At 34.9% G+C, this 17,777-nt stretch carries 18 protein-coding genes; 13 read left to right on the top strand and 5 right to left on the bottom strand.

What is annotated here, in order from left to right; genetic code table 11:
- Positions 1-105: 105 nt before the first annotated feature.
- From RTP99_RS07340 to RTP99_RS07305, 8 genes are all read left to right on the top strand, one after another.
- Positions 106-1,857: an ABC transporter ATP-binding protein gene (locus RTP99_RS07340; protein WP_000862464.1), complete on the top strand. Its 1,752-nt coding sequence runs from the start codon at positions 106-108 to the stop codon at positions 1,855-1,857.
- The gene (locus RTP99_RS07335) at positions 1,857-3,620 is read left to right on the top strand and encodes an ABC transporter ATP-binding protein (RefSeq protein WP_000818387.1); all 1,764 of its coding nucleotides are present in this window, start codon (positions 1,857-1,859) and stop codon (positions 3,618-3,620) included. The genes RTP99_RS07340 and RTP99_RS07335 overlap by 1 nt, the downstream gene beginning before the upstream one ends.
- A 131-nt stretch (positions 3,621-3,751) precedes the next feature.
- Positions 3,752-4,798, top strand: a complete 1,047-nt coding sequence (locus RTP99_RS07330) for a GH25 family lysozyme (protein ID WP_001154090.1) — start codon at positions 3,752-3,754, stop codon at positions 4,796-4,798.
- Positions 4,799-4,938: 140 nt separating this feature from the next.
- Entirely contained in the window at positions 4,939-5,958 is a 1,020-nt protein-coding gene (locus RTP99_RS07325) for a nuclease-related domain-containing protein (protein ID WP_000386802.1), read from the top strand.
- A gap of 6 nt (positions 5,959-5,964) precedes the next feature.
- Positions 5,965-6,531 (top strand): hypothetical protein, encoded by a 567-nt coding sequence (locus tag RTP99_RS07320; RefSeq protein ID WP_011040582.1) that lies wholly within the window; start codon positions 5,965-5,967, stop codon positions 6,529-6,531.
- Positions 6,532-6,745: 214 nt separating this feature from the next.
- Positions 6,746-8,473, top strand: a complete 1,728-nt coding sequence (locus RTP99_RS07315) for an S-layer homology domain-containing protein (RefSeq protein WP_011040581.1) — start codon at positions 6,746-6,748, stop codon at positions 8,471-8,473.
- Positions 8,474-8,637: 164 nt separating this feature from the next.
- A complete protein-coding gene (locus RTP99_RS07310; protein ID WP_000644411.1) occupies positions 8,638-8,784 on the top strand; it encodes a BC1881 family protein in 147 nt (48 codons plus the stop codon).
- Between the two features lie 98 nt (positions 8,785-8,882).
- Complete coding sequence (locus RTP99_RS07305) at positions 8,883-9,638, top strand: sulfite exporter TauE/SafE family protein (RefSeq protein WP_000974645.1); 756 nt, start codon at positions 8,883-8,885, stop codon at positions 9,636-9,638.
- Between the two features lie 315 nt (positions 9,639-9,953).
- Here RTP99_RS07305 and RTP99_RS07300 read toward each other — a convergent pair whose 3' ends face one another.
- On the bottom strand, positions 9,954-10,154 hold the full coding sequence (locus RTP99_RS07300) for a DUF3903 domain-containing protein (RefSeq protein WP_000624205.1): 201 nt from the start codon (positions 10,152-10,154) through the stop codon (positions 9,954-9,956).
- A gap of 141 nt (positions 10,155-10,295) precedes the next feature.
- Between RTP99_RS07300 and RTP99_RS07295 the strand changes: the two genes are divergently transcribed.
- On the top strand, positions 10,296-10,709 hold the full coding sequence (locus RTP99_RS07295) for an NUDIX hydrolase (RefSeq protein WP_000442966.1): 414 nt from the start codon (positions 10,296-10,298) through the stop codon (positions 10,707-10,709).
- Positions 10,710-10,721: 12 nt separating this feature from the next.
- Here RTP99_RS07295 and RTP99_RS07290 read toward each other — a convergent pair whose 3' ends face one another.
- Positions 10,722-11,399, bottom strand: coding sequence for an LrgB family protein (locus RTP99_RS07290; RefSeq protein ID WP_000578951.1), 678 nt, complete (start codon positions 11,397-11,399; stop codon positions 10,722-10,724).
- Positions 11,396-11,761, bottom strand: coding sequence for a CidA/LrgA family holin-like protein (locus tag RTP99_RS07285; protein WP_000872364.1), 366 nt, complete (start codon positions 11,759-11,761; stop codon positions 11,396-11,398). The genes RTP99_RS07290 and RTP99_RS07285 overlap by 4 nt, the downstream gene beginning before the upstream one ends.
- A 152-nt stretch (positions 11,762-11,913) precedes the next feature.
- On the opposite strand from RTP99_RS07285, the gene alsR reads away from it, so the two are divergent.
- From alsR to RTP99_RS07265, 4 genes are all read left to right on the top strand, one after another.
- The gene (gene alsR, locus RTP99_RS07280) at positions 11,914-12,819 is read left to right on the top strand and encodes an acetoin biosynthesis transcriptional regulator AlsR (protein WP_000423229.1); all 906 of its coding nucleotides are present in this window, start codon (positions 11,914-11,916) and stop codon (positions 12,817-12,819) included.
- 232 nt (positions 12,820-13,051) lie between these two features.
- Entirely contained in the window at positions 13,052-13,627 is a 576-nt protein-coding gene (locus RTP99_RS07275; protein WP_000050606.1) for an FtsX-like permease family protein, read from the top strand.
- 90 nt (positions 13,628-13,717) lie between these two features.
- A complete protein-coding gene (locus RTP99_RS07270; protein ID WP_000180642.1) occupies positions 13,718-14,629 on the top strand; it encodes an ABC transporter ATP-binding protein in 912 nt (303 codons plus the stop codon).
- Complete coding sequence (locus RTP99_RS07265; RefSeq protein ID WP_000482765.1) at positions 14,622-15,566, top strand: ABC transporter permease; 945 nt, start codon at positions 14,622-14,624, stop codon at positions 15,564-15,566. The genes RTP99_RS07270 and RTP99_RS07265 overlap by 8 nt, the downstream gene beginning before the upstream one ends.
- A gap of 37 nt (positions 15,567-15,603) precedes the next feature.
- On the opposite strand, the gene RTP99_RS07260 is transcribed toward RTP99_RS07265, so the two are convergent.
- Together RTP99_RS07260 and RTP99_RS07255 are read right to left on the bottom strand one after the other, a co-directional pair.
- A complete protein-coding gene (locus tag RTP99_RS07260; RefSeq protein ID WP_000157890.1) occupies positions 15,604-16,749 on the bottom strand; it encodes a M20 peptidase aminoacylase family protein in 1,146 nt (381 codons plus the stop codon).
- A gap of 87 nt (positions 16,750-16,836) precedes the next feature.
- Positions 16,837-17,745, bottom strand: a complete 909-nt coding sequence (locus RTP99_RS07255; protein ID WP_000947030.1) for an EamA family transporter — start codon at positions 17,743-17,745, stop codon at positions 16,837-16,839.
- Positions 17,746-17,777 lie beyond the last annotated feature (32 nt).

The following is a 17,777-nucleotide window of genomic DNA, read 5'->3' as shown; positions in this document are numbered from 1 at the left end:
TAAGAGTGTCTTTTCTTTTTGATATAGACAGAGTTTAAAACTTTTAAAAATTCTGTATTTTTGGTAAACTGAAAACATCGCTCATTTTAAGGGAGGAGGAAAAATATGAAAGTATTTATGAATTTAGCGTGGTTTTTTAAACAAGAAAAACGAGCGTACATAACCGGAATTATTTTATTATTTGGCGTCGCACTTTTAGAACTTGTAGCACCAAAAGTGATTGGGATTGTTGTAGATGAAATTAACGATGGAACATTAACGACTGATAAGTTACTAAAATGGGTTGTACTCTTAGTACTCGTAGGTATTACGATGTACATATTACGTTACGTGTGGCGCATTATGATTTTTGGGTCTTCATTAAAGTTAGCTCGCCAATTACGGAAAAATTTGTATGAACATTTTACAAAGATGAGTCCATCTTTCTATCAGTCAAATCGCACAGGTGATTTAATGGCGCACGCGACCAATGATATTCAAGCAATTCAGCAAACTGCTGGGGCGGGTGTTTTAACACTTGTTGATTCATTAGCTGTTGGAGGGTGTGTACTCGTAGCGATGGGTTTTACAATTAGTTGGAAGTTAACATTGTTAAGCTTAATTCCAATGCCGATTGTAGCAATATCGACAAATTATTACGGCACTTTATTACATAAAAGGTTTCATAAAGCACAGCAATCGTTTTCGGAAATCAATGATAAAGTGCAAGAGAGTATGAGTGGGATGAAGGTAATTCGATCGCTTGGACAAGAAAAAGAAGATTTACAAGCGTTCCGAAAAAAATCAGAAGATGTCGTACATAAAAATATGTTAGTTGCACGTATTGATTCGTTATTTGATCCAACAATCGCTCTTATCGTAGGTTTTTCTTTTTTAATTGCAGTATGTTACGGGTCAGTATTAGTTGTGAGAGGTGAATTAACAGTAGGTGATCTCGTTACATTTACGACATATTTAGGTACTCTCGTTTGGCCGATGTTAGCGTTTGGATGGCTGTTTAATATTATGGAGCGTGGGCGTGCTTCGTATGACCGTGTAGAAAAAATCCTCTCACAAAAATCAGATGTAGTAAATAGAGAAAATGCTGTGCATACAATAGCGAGCGGTGATATTTCATTTGCGGTCGATTCGTTTTCGTATAAGAAAAATGAACTGTTACATTTAACGGATATTCACTTTGATTTGAAGAAGGGGGAAACGTTAGGGATTGTAGGACGTACAGGTGCAGGGAAAACGACTTTATTAAAATGTTTAATACGTGAGTATGATCATTTTAATGGTGAGTTAAAAGTTGGGGAGCGGGATATTCGCGATGTAACACTTTACGGTGTCCGTTCTGCCATTTCATACGTGCCGCAAGATCATTTTTTATTTTCAGCAAGTATTGGGGAGAATATTGCCTTTGGAAAGGCGGATGCTACATATAATGAAATTACTCGGGCCGCAGAGATTGCTTGTATTCATAATGATATTCTCCAATTTTCAGAAGGATATGAAACAGTAGTAGGAGAAAGAGGCGTTTCGTTATCTGGAGGTCAAAAACAGAGGATTTCTATTGCGCGTGCTTTATTAACGAATGCTGAAATTTTAATTTTAGATGATTGTTTATCAGCAGTAGATGCAAAAACAGAAGAAACAATTTTAAATGCTTTAAAGAGGGAAAGAGCAGGGAAAACGACAATTATTACTGCCCATCGTTTAAGTGCAATTCAGCATGCCAATCTTATTCTTGTTGTGGATGAAGGTAGAATTGTACAACGAGGTACACATGAACAACTAATGAAAGAACATGGTTGGTATAAAGAAATGTATGAAAGCCAGCAGTTAGAAGCATTAGTCGAGAAAGGAGGCGTATGATGGCTGAGAAAAAACAGAGCGATTTAAGAAGATTACTGTCTTATATGAGGCCATATAAAGGACTGTTAGCATTAGCATTTTTATTTCTAGTTGGTGCAACTGTAACAGAAATGATGGGTCCTTTTTTAATTAAACAATTTCTTGATGAACACTTAGTACCACGTAACTTTGATCAATCAGCACTTGTTACTTTATTTGTAGTGTATATTGTTGCTCACTTATTAAAAGTATTATTTACTTATTTAGACTTGTTATATTTTCAAAATATTGCTTTTAAAATTGTTCAAGATATGCGTGTTGAAGTATATGAGCATGTTCAAAAGTTGTCATTAAGTTTCTTTGATCGTACGCCGATTGGTACGCTCGTATCGCGCATAACGAATGATACAGAAGCAATTAAAGATTTTTATGTCAGTGTATTATCAACATTTGTTAAAAATATCGTATTTTTAGCAGGGATTTTAGTAGCGATGTTTTTATTAAATGTAAAATTAGCGCTATTTTCTCTCGTATTAATTCCGATCATGTTTGCGATTATGGTGCTATATCGCCGGAAAAGTGCAGCTTTTTATTTAGAAGTCCGTAATCAATTAAGTGTGTTAAATGCAAAGTTAAACGAGTCCATTCAAGGGATGAATATTGTTCAAGTGTTCAGACAAGAAAAGCGCATGAGAAAAGAATTTGAAGAAGTGAATAATAAACATTATAGTGCAGGGCGACGTACATTAAAGTTAGATGCATTGCTTTTACGTCCAGCAACTGATTTAGTTCATATTGTAGCTATTGCGTTAGTACTTGGTTTATTTGGAATTGATGCTTTGAAGAGTCCTGTTGAAGTAGGCGTTTTATATGCGTTTGTTAACTATATACATCGTTTTTTCCAGCCTGTAAATGAGATGATGATGAAATTATCATTTTTCCAACAGGCACTGGTTTCATCATCACGTGTATTTCATTTAATGGATGAGAAAGATTTAGCGCCAGTTCAAAAAGGGGATGGAAATCCTCAAGTTATTAATGGAGATATTGAATTTAAAAATGTTACTTTTTCGTACGATGGAAAACGTGATGTTTTAAAAAATGTATCTTTTCACGTGAAACAAGGGCAAACGGTTGCTTTCGTTGGGCACACTGGCAGCGGAAAGAGTACTATTATGAATTTATTACTGAGATTCTATAATATTAATTCCGGAAATATTGTAATAGATGGTGTAGAGTTAGAGAAATTTGAAGAACAAGAAATTAGAAAGAAAATAGGACTTGTATTGCAAGATGCATTTTTATTTGCGGGAAATGTAAAACAAAATATTCGTATGTATAATGAAGAAATTACGGATGAAGAAGTAAAAGAAGCGGCACAATTTGTGCAAGCGAATACGTTTATTGAAAAATTACCAGAGCAGTATGAAACGGAAGTAGTAGAAAGAGGAGCTGCATTTTCTAGTGGTCAACGACAATTAATTGCTTTCGCTAGAACGATAGCAACGAATCCGAAAGTGTTAGTATTAGATGAAGCAACAGCAAATATTGATACAGAAACTGAAGATGCAATCCAAACAGCGTTACAGCAAATGCGAAAAGGACGGACTACGATAGCGATTGCGCACAGATTATCTACCATACAAGATGCAGATCAAATTTTTGTTATGCACGATGGAGAGATAGTAGAAAGAGGGACGCATCAAGAATTACTGAGTGAACAAGGATTGTATTATAATATGTATTTACTACAAAATAAAGGAAGTTTACAAAAGGCCTTGTAATTACAAGGCTTTTTTACTTTGGTTATAAAATATGTTTGCTCTTTATGTCTATAGTATAAACGTCGTCACCCTTTAATAAAGTTGTACATATTGTATGTATACGAAATGAAAAAATTGATAGGAGCTTTTATATGCAAGATAGATCTAGTTCAAATATTACGTTTATTGATGTGTCTCATTGGGAAGGGAATATTGATTGGAATGCAGTGAAGGGATCCGGTATTTCAGCGGCGTATGCAAAAGCGACAGAAGGTGTAAATTACATTGATCCTACTTTTACTAAGAATGTACAAGCAGCACGAAATGCGAATGTATTAATCGGTGCATACCATTTTGCACGCCCAGAACAAAATGATGCAATTTCAGAGGCGAAATATTTTGTGAGTATATTACAAAGTAACCACACAGACTTAATGCCAGTTCTGGATTTAGAATCACCAACAGATCCGAGCAACAGTAATTTAACTGGTAGCGCTATATCGAATTGGGCAAGAAGCTTCATAAATTATGTGAAACAGGCTACTGGAAAAGATGTAATGTTATATACAGGAGTTTGGTATATTAATGAGTTCGGAATTAGCGGATTAAGTGATATTCCACTTTGGATTGCTAGATACTCGAGTACACCGCCTGCTGATGCTGGTGGATGGACAGAGTGGACAGCGTGGCAGTACACAGATTCTGGACAAATTTCAGGCGTAGGAAATTGTGATGTATCAGCTGCAGTTTCATTAGAAGCTTTACAAGGGAATGGAGCAAGTGGTGGAGGTAATGTTTCCCCGTTTAATAATGCAACTCCAGTGTACGGAGTTGTTATAATTAATGGAGATAATGTGAATTTGAGAAGTGGACCATCTTTACAGTCTAGTGTAATTCGCCAATTGAATCGTGGCGAAGCATATGAAGTTTGGGGAGAACAGGGTGGTTGGCTTTGTTTAGGGACAAATCAGTGGGTATATAATGATTCGAGTTATATTCAGTATAAACATTATGTGGCGACTATTACTGGTGATAATGTAAATCTACGTGATGCTCCATCATTAAATGGAAATGTTATAAGACAGTTACATCATGGTGAATCGTATCGAGTATGGAGTAAGCAAGATGGATGGCTTTGCTTAGGGACAAATCAATGGGTATACTACGATTCAAGTTATATTCAGTATGGTGTACAATAGAGTGGAAATAAAAGGTATCTCTTCAGAGGTACCTTTTATTAAAAATATACAACTTTTACAAGGTCTATATCGAAACCATAGTATACTATAATAGATATATTTATAAAAAATAATTGAAAATGAAATAAAGGAGAAAAAATATGGATTATGTGCTAATAGGTGTAATTTTATTATTATTAGCTGCAGTATTCGTGCTGTTTTATAAAAATAAACAGCTAGAATCAGAGAGCCAGCAAGCGGAATTTGAAAAGAAACAAGCAATTGAAACGTACGAAAATGAAATTGCAGCTACGGTTACAGAACATAAAGAGCAGCAAAATACATTAAAAAATATGGAACAGAAAAAATACAATGATTTACAAATAAGTGCAGCTAGAGAACTTGAAAATATGCGTATGATGAAAAATCAATTAGCTGTGCAACATAGTAAAGAACGCAGTGAAATGCAAGAAAAACATAGTAACGAAATACATATGTTTCAAAAGTTAATTGCAGATTTGCGAGAGTATACGAAAAATGGAGCCGAAGTGAGTACGCACGAAACATTACAATATATGAAGCGTGGCTTCGTAGAGCAAGGCATAATACTAGATAATGAATTTCATATAATGCCGAATGTTTTTATGAGGAATCAGCATGGAAGAAATGATTTTCGAATTCATCATCTTGTTTTAAGTAAAACGGGTATGTATGTACTTGAAACGAAAGAATGGACAGGGAAATTAATTCATGGCTTAACGAAAGAAAATGCTAGTACATATTCATTTATGATTGATGAAATTGGCAAGTATCAACAAGAGATAGAGAAAGAAGAGACGTTTGAATATATTACAGGTGAAGATTCATTAACGATACAAGTGAAAAATGAAGGGAACCCAGTATATAGAGCGAAGAAACTATCTCATATTCTATACAATTGTTTGAAAGAAATGCAAGTTGATATTGTAAAGGAAAACATAAATCCGATTGTATATTTTTATAATGAGAATGGGAAAGAAGTGCTAGATCTTTCTGAAGAAAAAACGCCGAGATTAAAAGATAGAGAGCAAATTGTATCGTTCTTCAGAAATGAATTCTTAACGGGGAAAGTAATATATACAGGTCAAGAGTTGGAAAAACTTCGAGAAACCATTAATCGAATGAATTATATAATGAATTAAAAAGAGGTGGGCTTTCTGAGTGTTATATTAAGGGGTATTTTGTATGTTTATATTTGTTTGTATATACTCATGTATCTTGCTTTTATGTTTATTATTGGTATGGCTCATACGTCATTAAGTGTAACGAGCATTTTTATAATAGCCATGCCATTTGTTTTATTAGTTATGATTCAAAAGTCGATCTTATATGTTGCTAAAAATCGTAATGAAGAAAAGAAGCAAATGTCGGGAGTGTTAATAGTAGCACTTATTCCGTTAGTAGTATGTACGGCACAATTAAGTATGCATACGTACACTTCCAAGTTTAAACAAGATCGGTGGTTACATGCTGAAGATAAACGGGTACATATGGTAGATGATCTATTGCAAAAATATAAATTAACAGGAAAATCAAATGAAGAAATTACACAATTATTAGGAACGCCTACTGAAACGAGAAATGGAGAAAACGGGGTTATCACTTCGTACTATCTTGGAACTGAACGTGGCTTTATTCCCATAGATAGTGAACATCTTGTTTTACAATTTGATAGAGATGGTAAAGTTGTGGAATATAAGGTGCATAACGATTGAAGAAACGTAGAGAGAAGCTATATATTATAGCTTCTTTTTATATTCCAATATAGTAAATGTAGGCAAATAGTAGTCATTCCTATCTATACGAATTGAAATGAGTCTGTTATATTGTAAATGGTTATGTTGCTTAATAGTTTAGTAGATAATCTATATTTTGGTTGAGGAGGGAAATTTTAACACGAATTTAATGATATGCGTGTTAAGTATTATGATGAAAAAAGGATTTTATAATGTTTTAGCTGCATCAATTGTATTTAGTATGGTAACGATTCCAAATTATTCCTATGCTAATGAGTTTGGAAAAACTGTTACAGTTTCATCTGATGAACAAGCTTTAAAAAGTATTGAAAACCATATGAAAGATGAAGATGGTCGAGGGGAAGATAAAGGAGTAAGAAGTGAAGTGCAAGGTGAGTTTCTTGTACATATAGTGAAAGAAGTACCTTTATACGATTCTAGTAATTTTCAAAAAGAGACAGGGATTCGTATTTCGAATCAAGTCGTAAAAGCTGAGAAGAGAAAAGGAAACGCTTACTATGTTCAAACTTCATCGGGAACGGGGTGGATACAAAATAGTGATGGAAATGTAGAGGTTAAAGAAATTCACCCGTTATTAAGTGAAAAGTTAGTTATTAATGAAGAAAGCTCTACTTACTCTGAACCATTTACTTCATACAAAGAAGAAAATGTACTGGAGCCGCAAACTATTCAAGCAATTGGACAGGCGGGAGAATGGTTCCAAGTAAAAATAAATAATGAGATGAAATGGATTCATTCACCTTCAGCAAAATTTGAAGGAACAAAAGCTTCACTTATACAAGATGCAGCACCAACACGTACAAAACGTGCAGCAGCTATGTATGTTGCGCCAATAGAAGAGAAAACAACGGATATTTATGGTGTACCTTTAAAAGAAATGATTGTACCAAAAGGAAATGAAAATATTCGTCCAGGTTATGCGATGAACCCGAAGTATATTACGATTCATGAGACCGATAATTATAGTGTTGGGGCAAATGCTAGAAACCATGCGATATATTTATATAACCAAGCAACGGGAACGGAAGATCGTTCAGCGTCGTGGCACTTTACGGTAGACGATAAAGAGATTTATCAACACCTGCCATTAAACGAAAATGCTTGGCATGCAGGAGATGGGGCAGAAGGAACTGGGAATCGAGAATCAATTGCGATTGAAATTGCTGTAAACGAAGATGGTGATTATAATAAAGCTGTTGAAAATGCTCGTAAACTAGCAGCTTATTTAATGGGGGAATTAAATATTCCTTTAGAAAATGTGAAAAAACATCAATTTTGGAGTGGGAAGATTTGTCCAGCCATTATGATTAAAAATAATGGGTGGGAACCATTCTTACAAGGAACAAAAGTTTATTATGATGCGAACCATAAAGATGATATAACGGGTGGTTGGTATGAAGCAGACATTCGTGAATTAGATAAGCGCGGTATTATGGTTGGAGATGGAAAAGGTTCTTATTGGCCAGAGCGCCTTGTGACACGTGGTGAATTTGCAAATTTAATATCAAGATCATTGCAGCTACCTGAAGGATCATCGAATTTTAATGACTTAAATACAGCACATCCATCGCTAATAGATGGTATTAATCGTGCAGCAAGTGCTGGGATAATAAGTGGTAGAGGAAATGGTATATTTGCTCCAAACGATACGATTAAACGAGATGAAGCTGTTATCATGATTGACCGTGCACTGCAATATAAAAAAATTAAAGGTAACTTAGTCTCGTTACCATTCTCAGATCAAGATTTAGCATATGATAAACAAGCTGTACAACGTGTTTATGGATTAGGTATTGTAAAAGGAAATGAAAATAATGAATTTATGCCGAAAGGTTCTGCAACGCGTGGGGAATCGGCAGCATTTATTAATAGAATGTTAAAAGTAATAGAAAGTAAATAATGAAAAAGCATTCGCGATTGCGAGTGCTTTTTTATTTTTCAATACGTTATGGAAGGGAGAGAAGGGTTTTGAAGGGAATAAGGAATGAAAGCGGAGGTGATGCATATATATAGATGCGTTAAGTTGTTTTTGGCATATTGTATAAATGAAAAGGAGGTAAGACGGTGAAAGCTATACCGACTGATGTCCTGAGTAAAGAATTGATGGAAAGAGAAGGCGTTATATCTATTACAGTAAAGGAATTTGAAAAAATCGAAGTAGCTGGAGTAGTAGTCGCTGGCCCCGCGGTTATTTTGATTAATCAAGATTAAGTACATAGTATGGAAATAAAAAGTATCCTAGATGGATGCTTTTTATTTGTGTAGAAGAAAGAATATGGTGGATAATTGCCTTACTGGAGGGAGAGTATGTGGCAATTATTATAACGATGTTAGTAATGGGGATTTTATTAGGGTTTGTTGGAGCTGGGGGAGCCGGGTTTATTATCGCAATACTCACTTTAGTATTCCATATTCCTATTCACGTTGCACTTGCAACGTCTTTAACTGCTATGGCATTTACGACATTATCTGGGGTTATAAGTCATTATCGTGAAGGAAATGTAGTACTTACTATAGGCGGGATTGTTGGGGGATGTGGAGCGCTTGGTTCTTATATCGGTTCAAAAATTGGTTCACTTATACCAGGACATCTTCTTCATTGGTTTACAGCTGGGATGTTATTTTTATCTGCAATTTTTATGTTTATTAAATTAATTAAGTTTCAAAATAGGGAAGAGTTACTTTTAGCAGAGATTAAAGATTTTTCGAAAGAGAACATAATGAAATGTATATGTCTTGGATTAGTCACTGGAATGATGGCTGGTTCATTCGGGATAGGTTCTGCACCATTTATTCAACTTGGATTAATGTTTCTATTAGGGTTAACGATCCAGCAATCTGTAGGAACAACAATGCTGGTTATATTGCCAATTGCGATTGGAGGTGGGCTAGGATATAGTTCAGAAGGCTACCTAGATCATATATTATTATTGCAAGTATTAATTGGGACGATGTTAGGAGCGTATATTGGGGCGAAGTTTACAAATTATGCACCAAGTATGCTTTTGAAGTTTTCAATGATTATGACACCAGTTCTAGCTGGATGCATGTTATTCATGGAATAAAAATAATATAGCAAACTAATATGTTTTACGAATGAATTATGTAAGTAATTCATATTTCCCATATAAAAGGATTTGCTTTAATATAATGAGTGTAAAGTTCGAGTATTCGAAGTACTACTTGAATTATATCCCTATCCCTTTTCTAAAAATGCGAACAAGTTTTGCCCTATTCTATTCAATATTTAATTGTATAGAAATATATTGTTCGATGACCATTATGGAACGTACATAATGGGAAAATCCCGATCCTTAAAGAGGATGCCCCTAATCTTCATGTGAAAATATGATCGGATATGAAAGCTGACCAATTTATGGTCAGCTTTCTTTTTGTTCAAAAACTATTTCTTCTTTAATTTCAGTTTGTAATAATAAAGCTTTTCCGAAACGACGTTTACACTCTGCACGCACTTTTTCAATAGCTAGTAGCTGAGTAGTAGCTGGAACTGTGACGATAGCCTGGCGAGGTTTTCGATTTTCTTCGCAAAAGACACATTCTACAACATATTTAGAAATCATGCTTTCATCCTTCCGTTTTTAATTTCTAAGAAGGAACTGCCTATGAAGTTGATGTAAATTTTCGTCATCGTTTTCCTTTTTTCCTCTTTTTTCAAGGAGAAAAGGAAAAAGGAACCGAATAGTAGTAGGGGAGGGATGTATATGGAAAGATGGATAGGCTGTGCAGCAGTATGTGTAAATGAAAGAAATGAAGTTTTAATGGTATTACAAGGACAAAAGGGTGAAGAAAAAAGGTGGTCCGTCCCAAGTGGAGGACTTGAAAAAGGAGAAACATTAGAGGAATGTTGTATCCGAGAGGTTTGGGAAGAAACAGGCTACAATGTGGAAGTTGTAAGTAAAATATACGAAAAAGAAGCGATTACATATGGGGTTCCTGTATACGTTCATTATTATATCGTAAAAAGAATAGGCGGTAGTATGAAAATCCAAAATCCTGATGAGTTAATACATGAAATTGCTTGGAAGGGGATAGATGAAATGAAGGAATTAACGCTATCTTTCCCGGAGGATTATGAGATTTTAAACAAATACATAAATAAAAAAGCGAGTGTGTAAACACTTGCTTTTTCAATGTATCCACGATAAGAAAAGCGGAACGATAACTAAACTAGCTCCTGCAGTTAAAAGCATAGATAAACTTGCGATCGTTCCCTCTACAGGACCGATTTCGAATGCTTTTGATGTGCCGGTTCCATTTGCGCTCGTTCCTAACATAATACCTTTTGCAATTGCTGTTTTAATACGGCATATACGAATGAGAGAAGGTCCGAGCAATGCTCCTGTTAACGCAGTTAAAACAACAAATACTGCTGTTAATTGTGACATACCACCAATCATTTCTGAAATGGCCATTGCAATTGGTGTCGTTACAATATGAGGTGCTAAACTATGTTCTAACGATGAATCAATTTGAAAATAATTTGCTAGTAGTGCTGAAGTAATAACTGATAGAAACGAACCGACAATGACATTAAGTAAAATAGCCATTCCATGTTTCTTGAGTAAATCAAAGTATTTATAGATTGGCCATGCAAAAGCAACTGTTGCAGGTTTTAATAATTCTGTTAACCATTGGCCTCCAGTTTCATACGTTTCATAAGATGTGTCTAGTCCGAGTAATAAAGCGATTAAAATAATAGGACAGACGAGAAGAGGAGAAAGTAAGCTCCAATTCCAGCGTTTATACATTTTCTTCGATATCCAATATGTGAATAGTGTTAATAGTAAACAAAGAAAACCGATCATTGCACGGATCCTTTCCGCTTTAGTAGCAATTCTGTTAAGAGTCCTGTAACGAGAGTGACACAAAGTGTACTAATCATAATAATTAAGATGAGATCGATTCCGTATTGTGATAGTGTATCTTTGTAGCGTATGACAGCGACTGCAGAAGGAATGAAAAATAAAATAAGTTCTTTTAATAAAAAGTCTGCACCGTCCTGTATCCACTCTTTTTTCACTAGGTTAAATTTTAATGAAATTAATAATAAAAAAATACCGATAATACTTCCTGGAACTGGGAGGTGTGCCTGTTTTGCAATCCATTCACCTGTCCAAGCGAAACAAAATAATAGTAAAATTTGTCCGCTTAATTTCCACCATTTCATACAGTAACCACCTCTTTCTTTTTTTACATAAAAATTGTAAAAAAGAATTAACAAATTCTACTATACGTTCATTCAAAAAATTTGTCTAATATATAAATTATATGTTATTAATATATTAGACGTATTAATTGAAATGGAAAAGGGTGTCCAAAATGGAATTACGGCATTTGCAATATTTTGTTGTAGTGGCAGAGGAGTTACACTTTGGACGGGCGGCTGCTCGTTTACAAATGACACAACCACCGCTTAGTCAACAAATTCAGCAATTAGAAAAAGAAATGGGAGTTATGTTATTTTCAAGAACGAAGAGAAAGGTTGAATTAACAGAAGCTGGAGAAATGTTTTTGAAAGAAGTAAAAAAAGCATTCGAACAAATTGAAAAAGCGGTAGAAATTGCACAAAGTGCCCAAAGGGGAGAAGTGGGCTCACTTTCAATTGGTTTTGTAGGTGCGGCGATATATGATATTTTACCATCTATCGTAAGGGAGTATAGAAAGAAATTTCCGAGGGTGTCTGTTGCATTACATGAATTATCTACTCCAGATCAAGTGTATGCACTTCATGATAATCGTATTGATATTGGATTTTTGCGTCCACCAATCCCAACACAATTATTAGAATTAGAGCCGATACAAAAACTATCGTGTACTTTATGTTTACCGAAGGCTCATCCACTTGCAGAGAAAGATGAAATACATATAGAAGATTTACGAGATGAACCGTTTGTATTTATTACGAGACCAGTATGGCCAGCGTTATACGATACAATTTTATCACTTTGCCGCGACGTCGGGTTTAGTCCGCGTATCGTACAAGAAGCGACGGAATATCAAACAGTTATGGGACTTGTAGCAGCAGGGATTGGAATTACAGTCATACCCGTATCGGCAAATAAATTATATAAAACAGAAGTTGTATATAAAGAACTATATGATTCTAATTTTGTTGCAGAAATGTCAGTAGCTTACAAAAAAATGAATAGCAATCCAGAGCTTTTAGAGTTTTTAAAAATTGCAAGAGAGAAGAAAAGAATAGAAGTTGAGGATGAGATTAATTAAGTTATTAAAAAGTACACCTCATTAAACACTAAAGCGGAAAGGCAATACTATTGCCTTTCCGCTTTAGTGTTCTTTTTTTTAGTTCTATACTAAAGAGATAAACATGTTCGTTTTTGTGTTCTAGGACTAAAGACTTAGAGGAAATTCCGATTGTAGTGCGATGTTTAAAATGTCATATTTTTATACACTAGTAGTATAGAATGCGTATGTAATAAGGTAGGGGAAGAATTTTATGTCTTTATGTCGGTTAGCGAGAAAAAATATAAGAACATTTGCTGCCAAAAGGATGAAGCAATTCATGTGGATTGCTATGAGTACTATGATTTTGTTTTTTATGATATCGCTACAATTTAATGAAGTAGTTGTTGGGGAATTAGGGACTATACTTTTATTTCAAATGTGTTTTTACACGTTGTTTATCGTAGTCATTTTCATATGTATGTTTATTACATATAAAATGACGTATTCTCTTCTGCAAGTGAGGAAAGAAGAAATTAAATCTTATGTAGCAGAGAATGGGAAGAGAAATGATGTACTATGTTTATTATGTCAGGAGCAATTATTTATTTATGGAGTAGCGTTTGTGTTTGGGTTAGTTAATGGGATGTTATTTTTAAAATTGTTTACGATTATCTGTATGAAAATAGCAGGAATACAAGGGATAGATAGTGCACCGATTACAATATATGCAATCGTAGTCGTTAGTATAATTATGATCGTTATCCTTCTATTATCGATGGTGCAATGTTTTCGATTTGTTCAAAGTTTACAAGATAAAAATTCGTTTCATTTCAAGGAAAAGGCATGAGGAATCATGCCTTTTTCTATTTTACACAGAAAAATAATCATGTTACAGTGTAAAGACCTGACAAAGAATGGGAAGGAAAGGTTGTATAGAATGACAAATGAACAATCAATTGTAAAGGTCGAGCGGTTAACGAAGCGAATCGGTTCAAAGACACTTGTAGAAAATATTAGTTTTGAAGTTAAAAAGGGTGAAGTAGTTGGTTTGCTCGGACCAAATGGCGCTGGAAAAACGACTTTAATGAGAATGATGGTCGGCATGATTCGTATGACAGAGGGCGAAGTCTGGATTGATGGTCAATCTGTAAAACAACAATTTGAAAGTACTGCTTCGAAAATTGGAGCAGTAATTGAGACACCGGAATTTTATCCTTTCTTGAGTGGCTATGAAAATTTAACATATTTCGGACGAATGAATGGGAACGTGACAGAAGAACGTATCGATGAAGTAGTGAAATTGTTAGGAATGGGACAAGTAATTGACCGCAAAGTAAAAGCATATTCACTCGGCATGAGACAACGTTTAGGAATTGCTCAAGCGCTTATTCATGATCCAGATGTATTAATATTAGACGAACCAACGAATGGATTAGATCCTAGTGGAATACATGAAATGAGAATGTACATAAAGAAAATTGCACATGAACAAGGAAAAGCTGTTCTTGTATCTAGTCACTTACTTTCAGAAGTTGAATTAATGTGTGATAGAGTTATCATTATTCAGCACGGAGAATATGTCGCGACGCAAAATATTCAGCATAATCAAAGTGAAGAGATGGAGACAATCCGTATACGCGTAGATGATGCGAATAAAGCGGCAGAAATGTTAGACCAAGATGTTTTAATAAAAGGTAATGATTTACTTATTCATGTAAAAGATGAAGAAATCCCAAATGTTATTCGTACATTGCTTGAGAAAAACATTCAAGTGTATCGTGTATATGAAGAAAGAAAAACGTTAGAAGAGCAATTTTTAGAATTAACAGGGGGAAAAGATATTGTTTAATTTAGTGTATAACGAATTGTATAAAATATTTAAGCGAAAGCGAACGATTATTCCATTTGCAGTTATTGCAGTATTAATAATCGGATTAGGATGGGTTACTGTAAAGTATTTGGAGCCGGAAACAAAAGGATGGAAAGCTGATTATACAGAACGAACTGTAGAAATTGAGAAAAAGCTAGGCATGGAAAAAGAAGCAATTTTAGCGGAACGATCTGGGGATGAGCTTGTAAAGGAATATCAGCTTAAGATGAAGCATTTAGATACAGATACAGCACCGGCAAGTAGTTCTCCACTTTCTTTCATGAGAGATACAGGCTTTATCGTATTTCCAATATTACTTCCGTTTATCCTCGTGTATGCAAGTACAATTTTTGCGAATGAATATAGCTGGGGAACATATAAATTTTTAACGATACGACCAGCGAGTCGCTTTAAAATTTTGACAGCTAAGTTTTTAGCAATTGTCATATTTGCAGCGTTATTGTTTATATTTAATATGATTTTTTCCATTTTATGTGGGCTTGTTATTTATAAATTCCAGCAGCCTGCATGGAGCGAATTTATTTTCCAAGATGGAAATATTATAAAACAAAATATTTTTGTAGAGGCTAGTAAGTATTATATTTTATCGTGGTTGCCAACGATTGTGTATGCAGCGTTTGCATTTATGATTTCTGTGCTAACAAGATCTAGCGGAGGCGCGATTGGTATTTCACTATTTCTCGCTTTATCAGGAAACATCGCATTACTAGCAGCAACTAGATATGATTGGGCGAAATATTTATTGCCAGCAAACACAGATTTATACAGTATTGCAAAGAATGGAAGCTTTATTGATGGAGTAACGTTCCCGTTTGCATCGTGTATGCTACTACTTTATTTATTCGTATTTTTAGGGGTTTCTTATACTGTATTTTTAAAACGAGATTTAACTTAAAAGAAAAGCCGTTAAGCACACTCTTAACGGCTTTTCTTTATGTTAATTGTTTAAGCGCTTTTTCGGCTAATAAAGCGAAAAATTTTGCGCTGATAGGCAATGCGTGTTCATCGATAGTGAACGAGGGATGGTGCCATTCATGTGTACCACTCGTTCCCATAAAGACGAATGATCCTGGTATGTGTTGTTGATAAAAAGAGAAATCTTCGCCAGCCATGGAAGGAGTAGGGGTAATCACGTCTAGTGACATTTCCTGTGCAGTTTGTGTACATAAATGAGTAAGAATTTCATCATTATGAACGGCAGGAGGACCTGAATGAAAATGGAATTCTGTTTTTACACCTAGTGCATCAGAAACGCCCTTAATGATACGTTCCATTAAGGCTGGAATTTTTTCGCGTGTTTCAGCTTGGAAAGTACGAACAGTACCTTCTAATATTGCTTTTTCAGGAATAACGTTCCACGTATTTCCTGAATGGATGTTTGTGACGCTAACAACTGCATTATGAGATGAACTTATATTTCGGCTTACAATAGTTTGTAGTGCCATCACAATTTGAGAGGATGCGACAATTGGATCTACCCCAGCATCTGGTACAGCTGCATGTGTACCAACTCCGTGAATTTCAATTTCAAATCGATCAACTCCGGCCATAAGTGGACCATCTTTAATACCGATTGTACCTACTGGTAAATCAGGTTTGTTATGCATACCGAAAATAGCTTGTACGCCATGTAAATGCCCAGCTTCAATAACTTTGCAAGCGCCATTACTACTCTCTTCAGCCGGCTGGAATATAAAGCGAACAGTTCCATTTAGGGAAGGTTCTCTTTCTTTTAATAAATAAGCGGCACCTATAATAGCAGCTGTATGAAAATCATGCCCACAAGCGTGCATTTTTCCATGGATTTTTGAAGCGTAGGATAAATTTGTTTCTTCCTGAATAGGAAGGGCATCAATATCAGCACGGATTGCTATAAGCGGTCCGTTACTATTCCCCGAAATTTCAGCAATAACGCCCGTTTCTAAATTAGAATTGATAATTGTAATGTTTTTTTCTTCTAACCAATTCTTTATAGCTTTCGTCGTTTCGAATTCTTCGTAGGATAATTCTGGATTCTCATGTAAATTTCTACGAATAGAAATAAGTTGATCAGTTAACTGTTCTAGATTTGATGCCACTTATAATGCCCTCTTTCTTAAATAAAGTATTTACTATAAGTATACAATAATAAAAGAGAGGATTCTCAAATGAAAATCCTCTCTCGTTTATGCTGCCAACTTTTTGTGTGTATGATGTTTACGATAACGTCCACGCATTGCATAGGCAATTTGCGGGATTGCAATCCCGATTAAAATAAGTGATACACCGAACCATTGTGAAGATAGTACAGCTTCTTTTAAAACGAATACAGACATAATTGTTGTAACTGGTAGTTCCGCAGCGCCAAGAATAGTCGCTAAGCCAGAACCAATCTTTGGAATACCAATTGTAAAGGCGATAGAAGGAATGACGATACTGAATGTTCCTAAACCTAAACCGTATTTCCAAAGTCCTTCAGAAATTGCACCGTTAAAAATAAATGTTGGAGGGAATACGATCATTACTAAAGTTAAAGCACCAGCCATTAAAAGAACACCGCGTGGTAATGAAGGTACTTCAACAGCAACTTTTCCGCTCACGAAAATGTATGTTGCAAATGTAACAGCAGATAATAGGCCTAATATAATTCCAGTCGTATCGAAATCACCTGCTGATTTTTCTAGTAAACCACTTGATAAAAATGTACCTGCAAGTAAGAAAATAACAGAAATAACTTTTTCTCGTGAAGGTAAAGTTTTTGTTGCGACTGCTTCAATAATAATTCCGACCCAAACGAATTGGAATAAAAGTATAATGGCGATAGATGCTGGTACAGTTTTTAATGAAGCATAATAAAAAATTCCAGTGAAACTTGCAGATGTACCTGCAACGAATAAAATTAAAGCTTGTTTTAATGGAACACGATGTCTAGAAAATAGAAGTGTAATAGCAAGCAAAATAATCCAACCGAACAAATATTGGCTGCCAATTACCTCTCCAAGTGAAAATCCTTCTGCATATGCAAGTTTAACGAAAATAGCTAAAATCCCATAACTACACGCTCCTAATAAAACTAAAAGAGAATAACGAAGCATGAAATAGTCCTCCTATCTATATGAAATTGTTC

This window comes from Bacillus sp. (in: firmicutes), from assembly GCF_031983925.1.
Lineage (GTDB): Bacteria > Bacillota > Bacilli > Bacillales > Bacillaceae_G > Bacillus_A > Bacillus_A pacificus.
The sequence above is the reverse complement of the archived record's forward strand: the minus strand, read 5'-3'. Positions and strand labels throughout refer to the sequence as shown.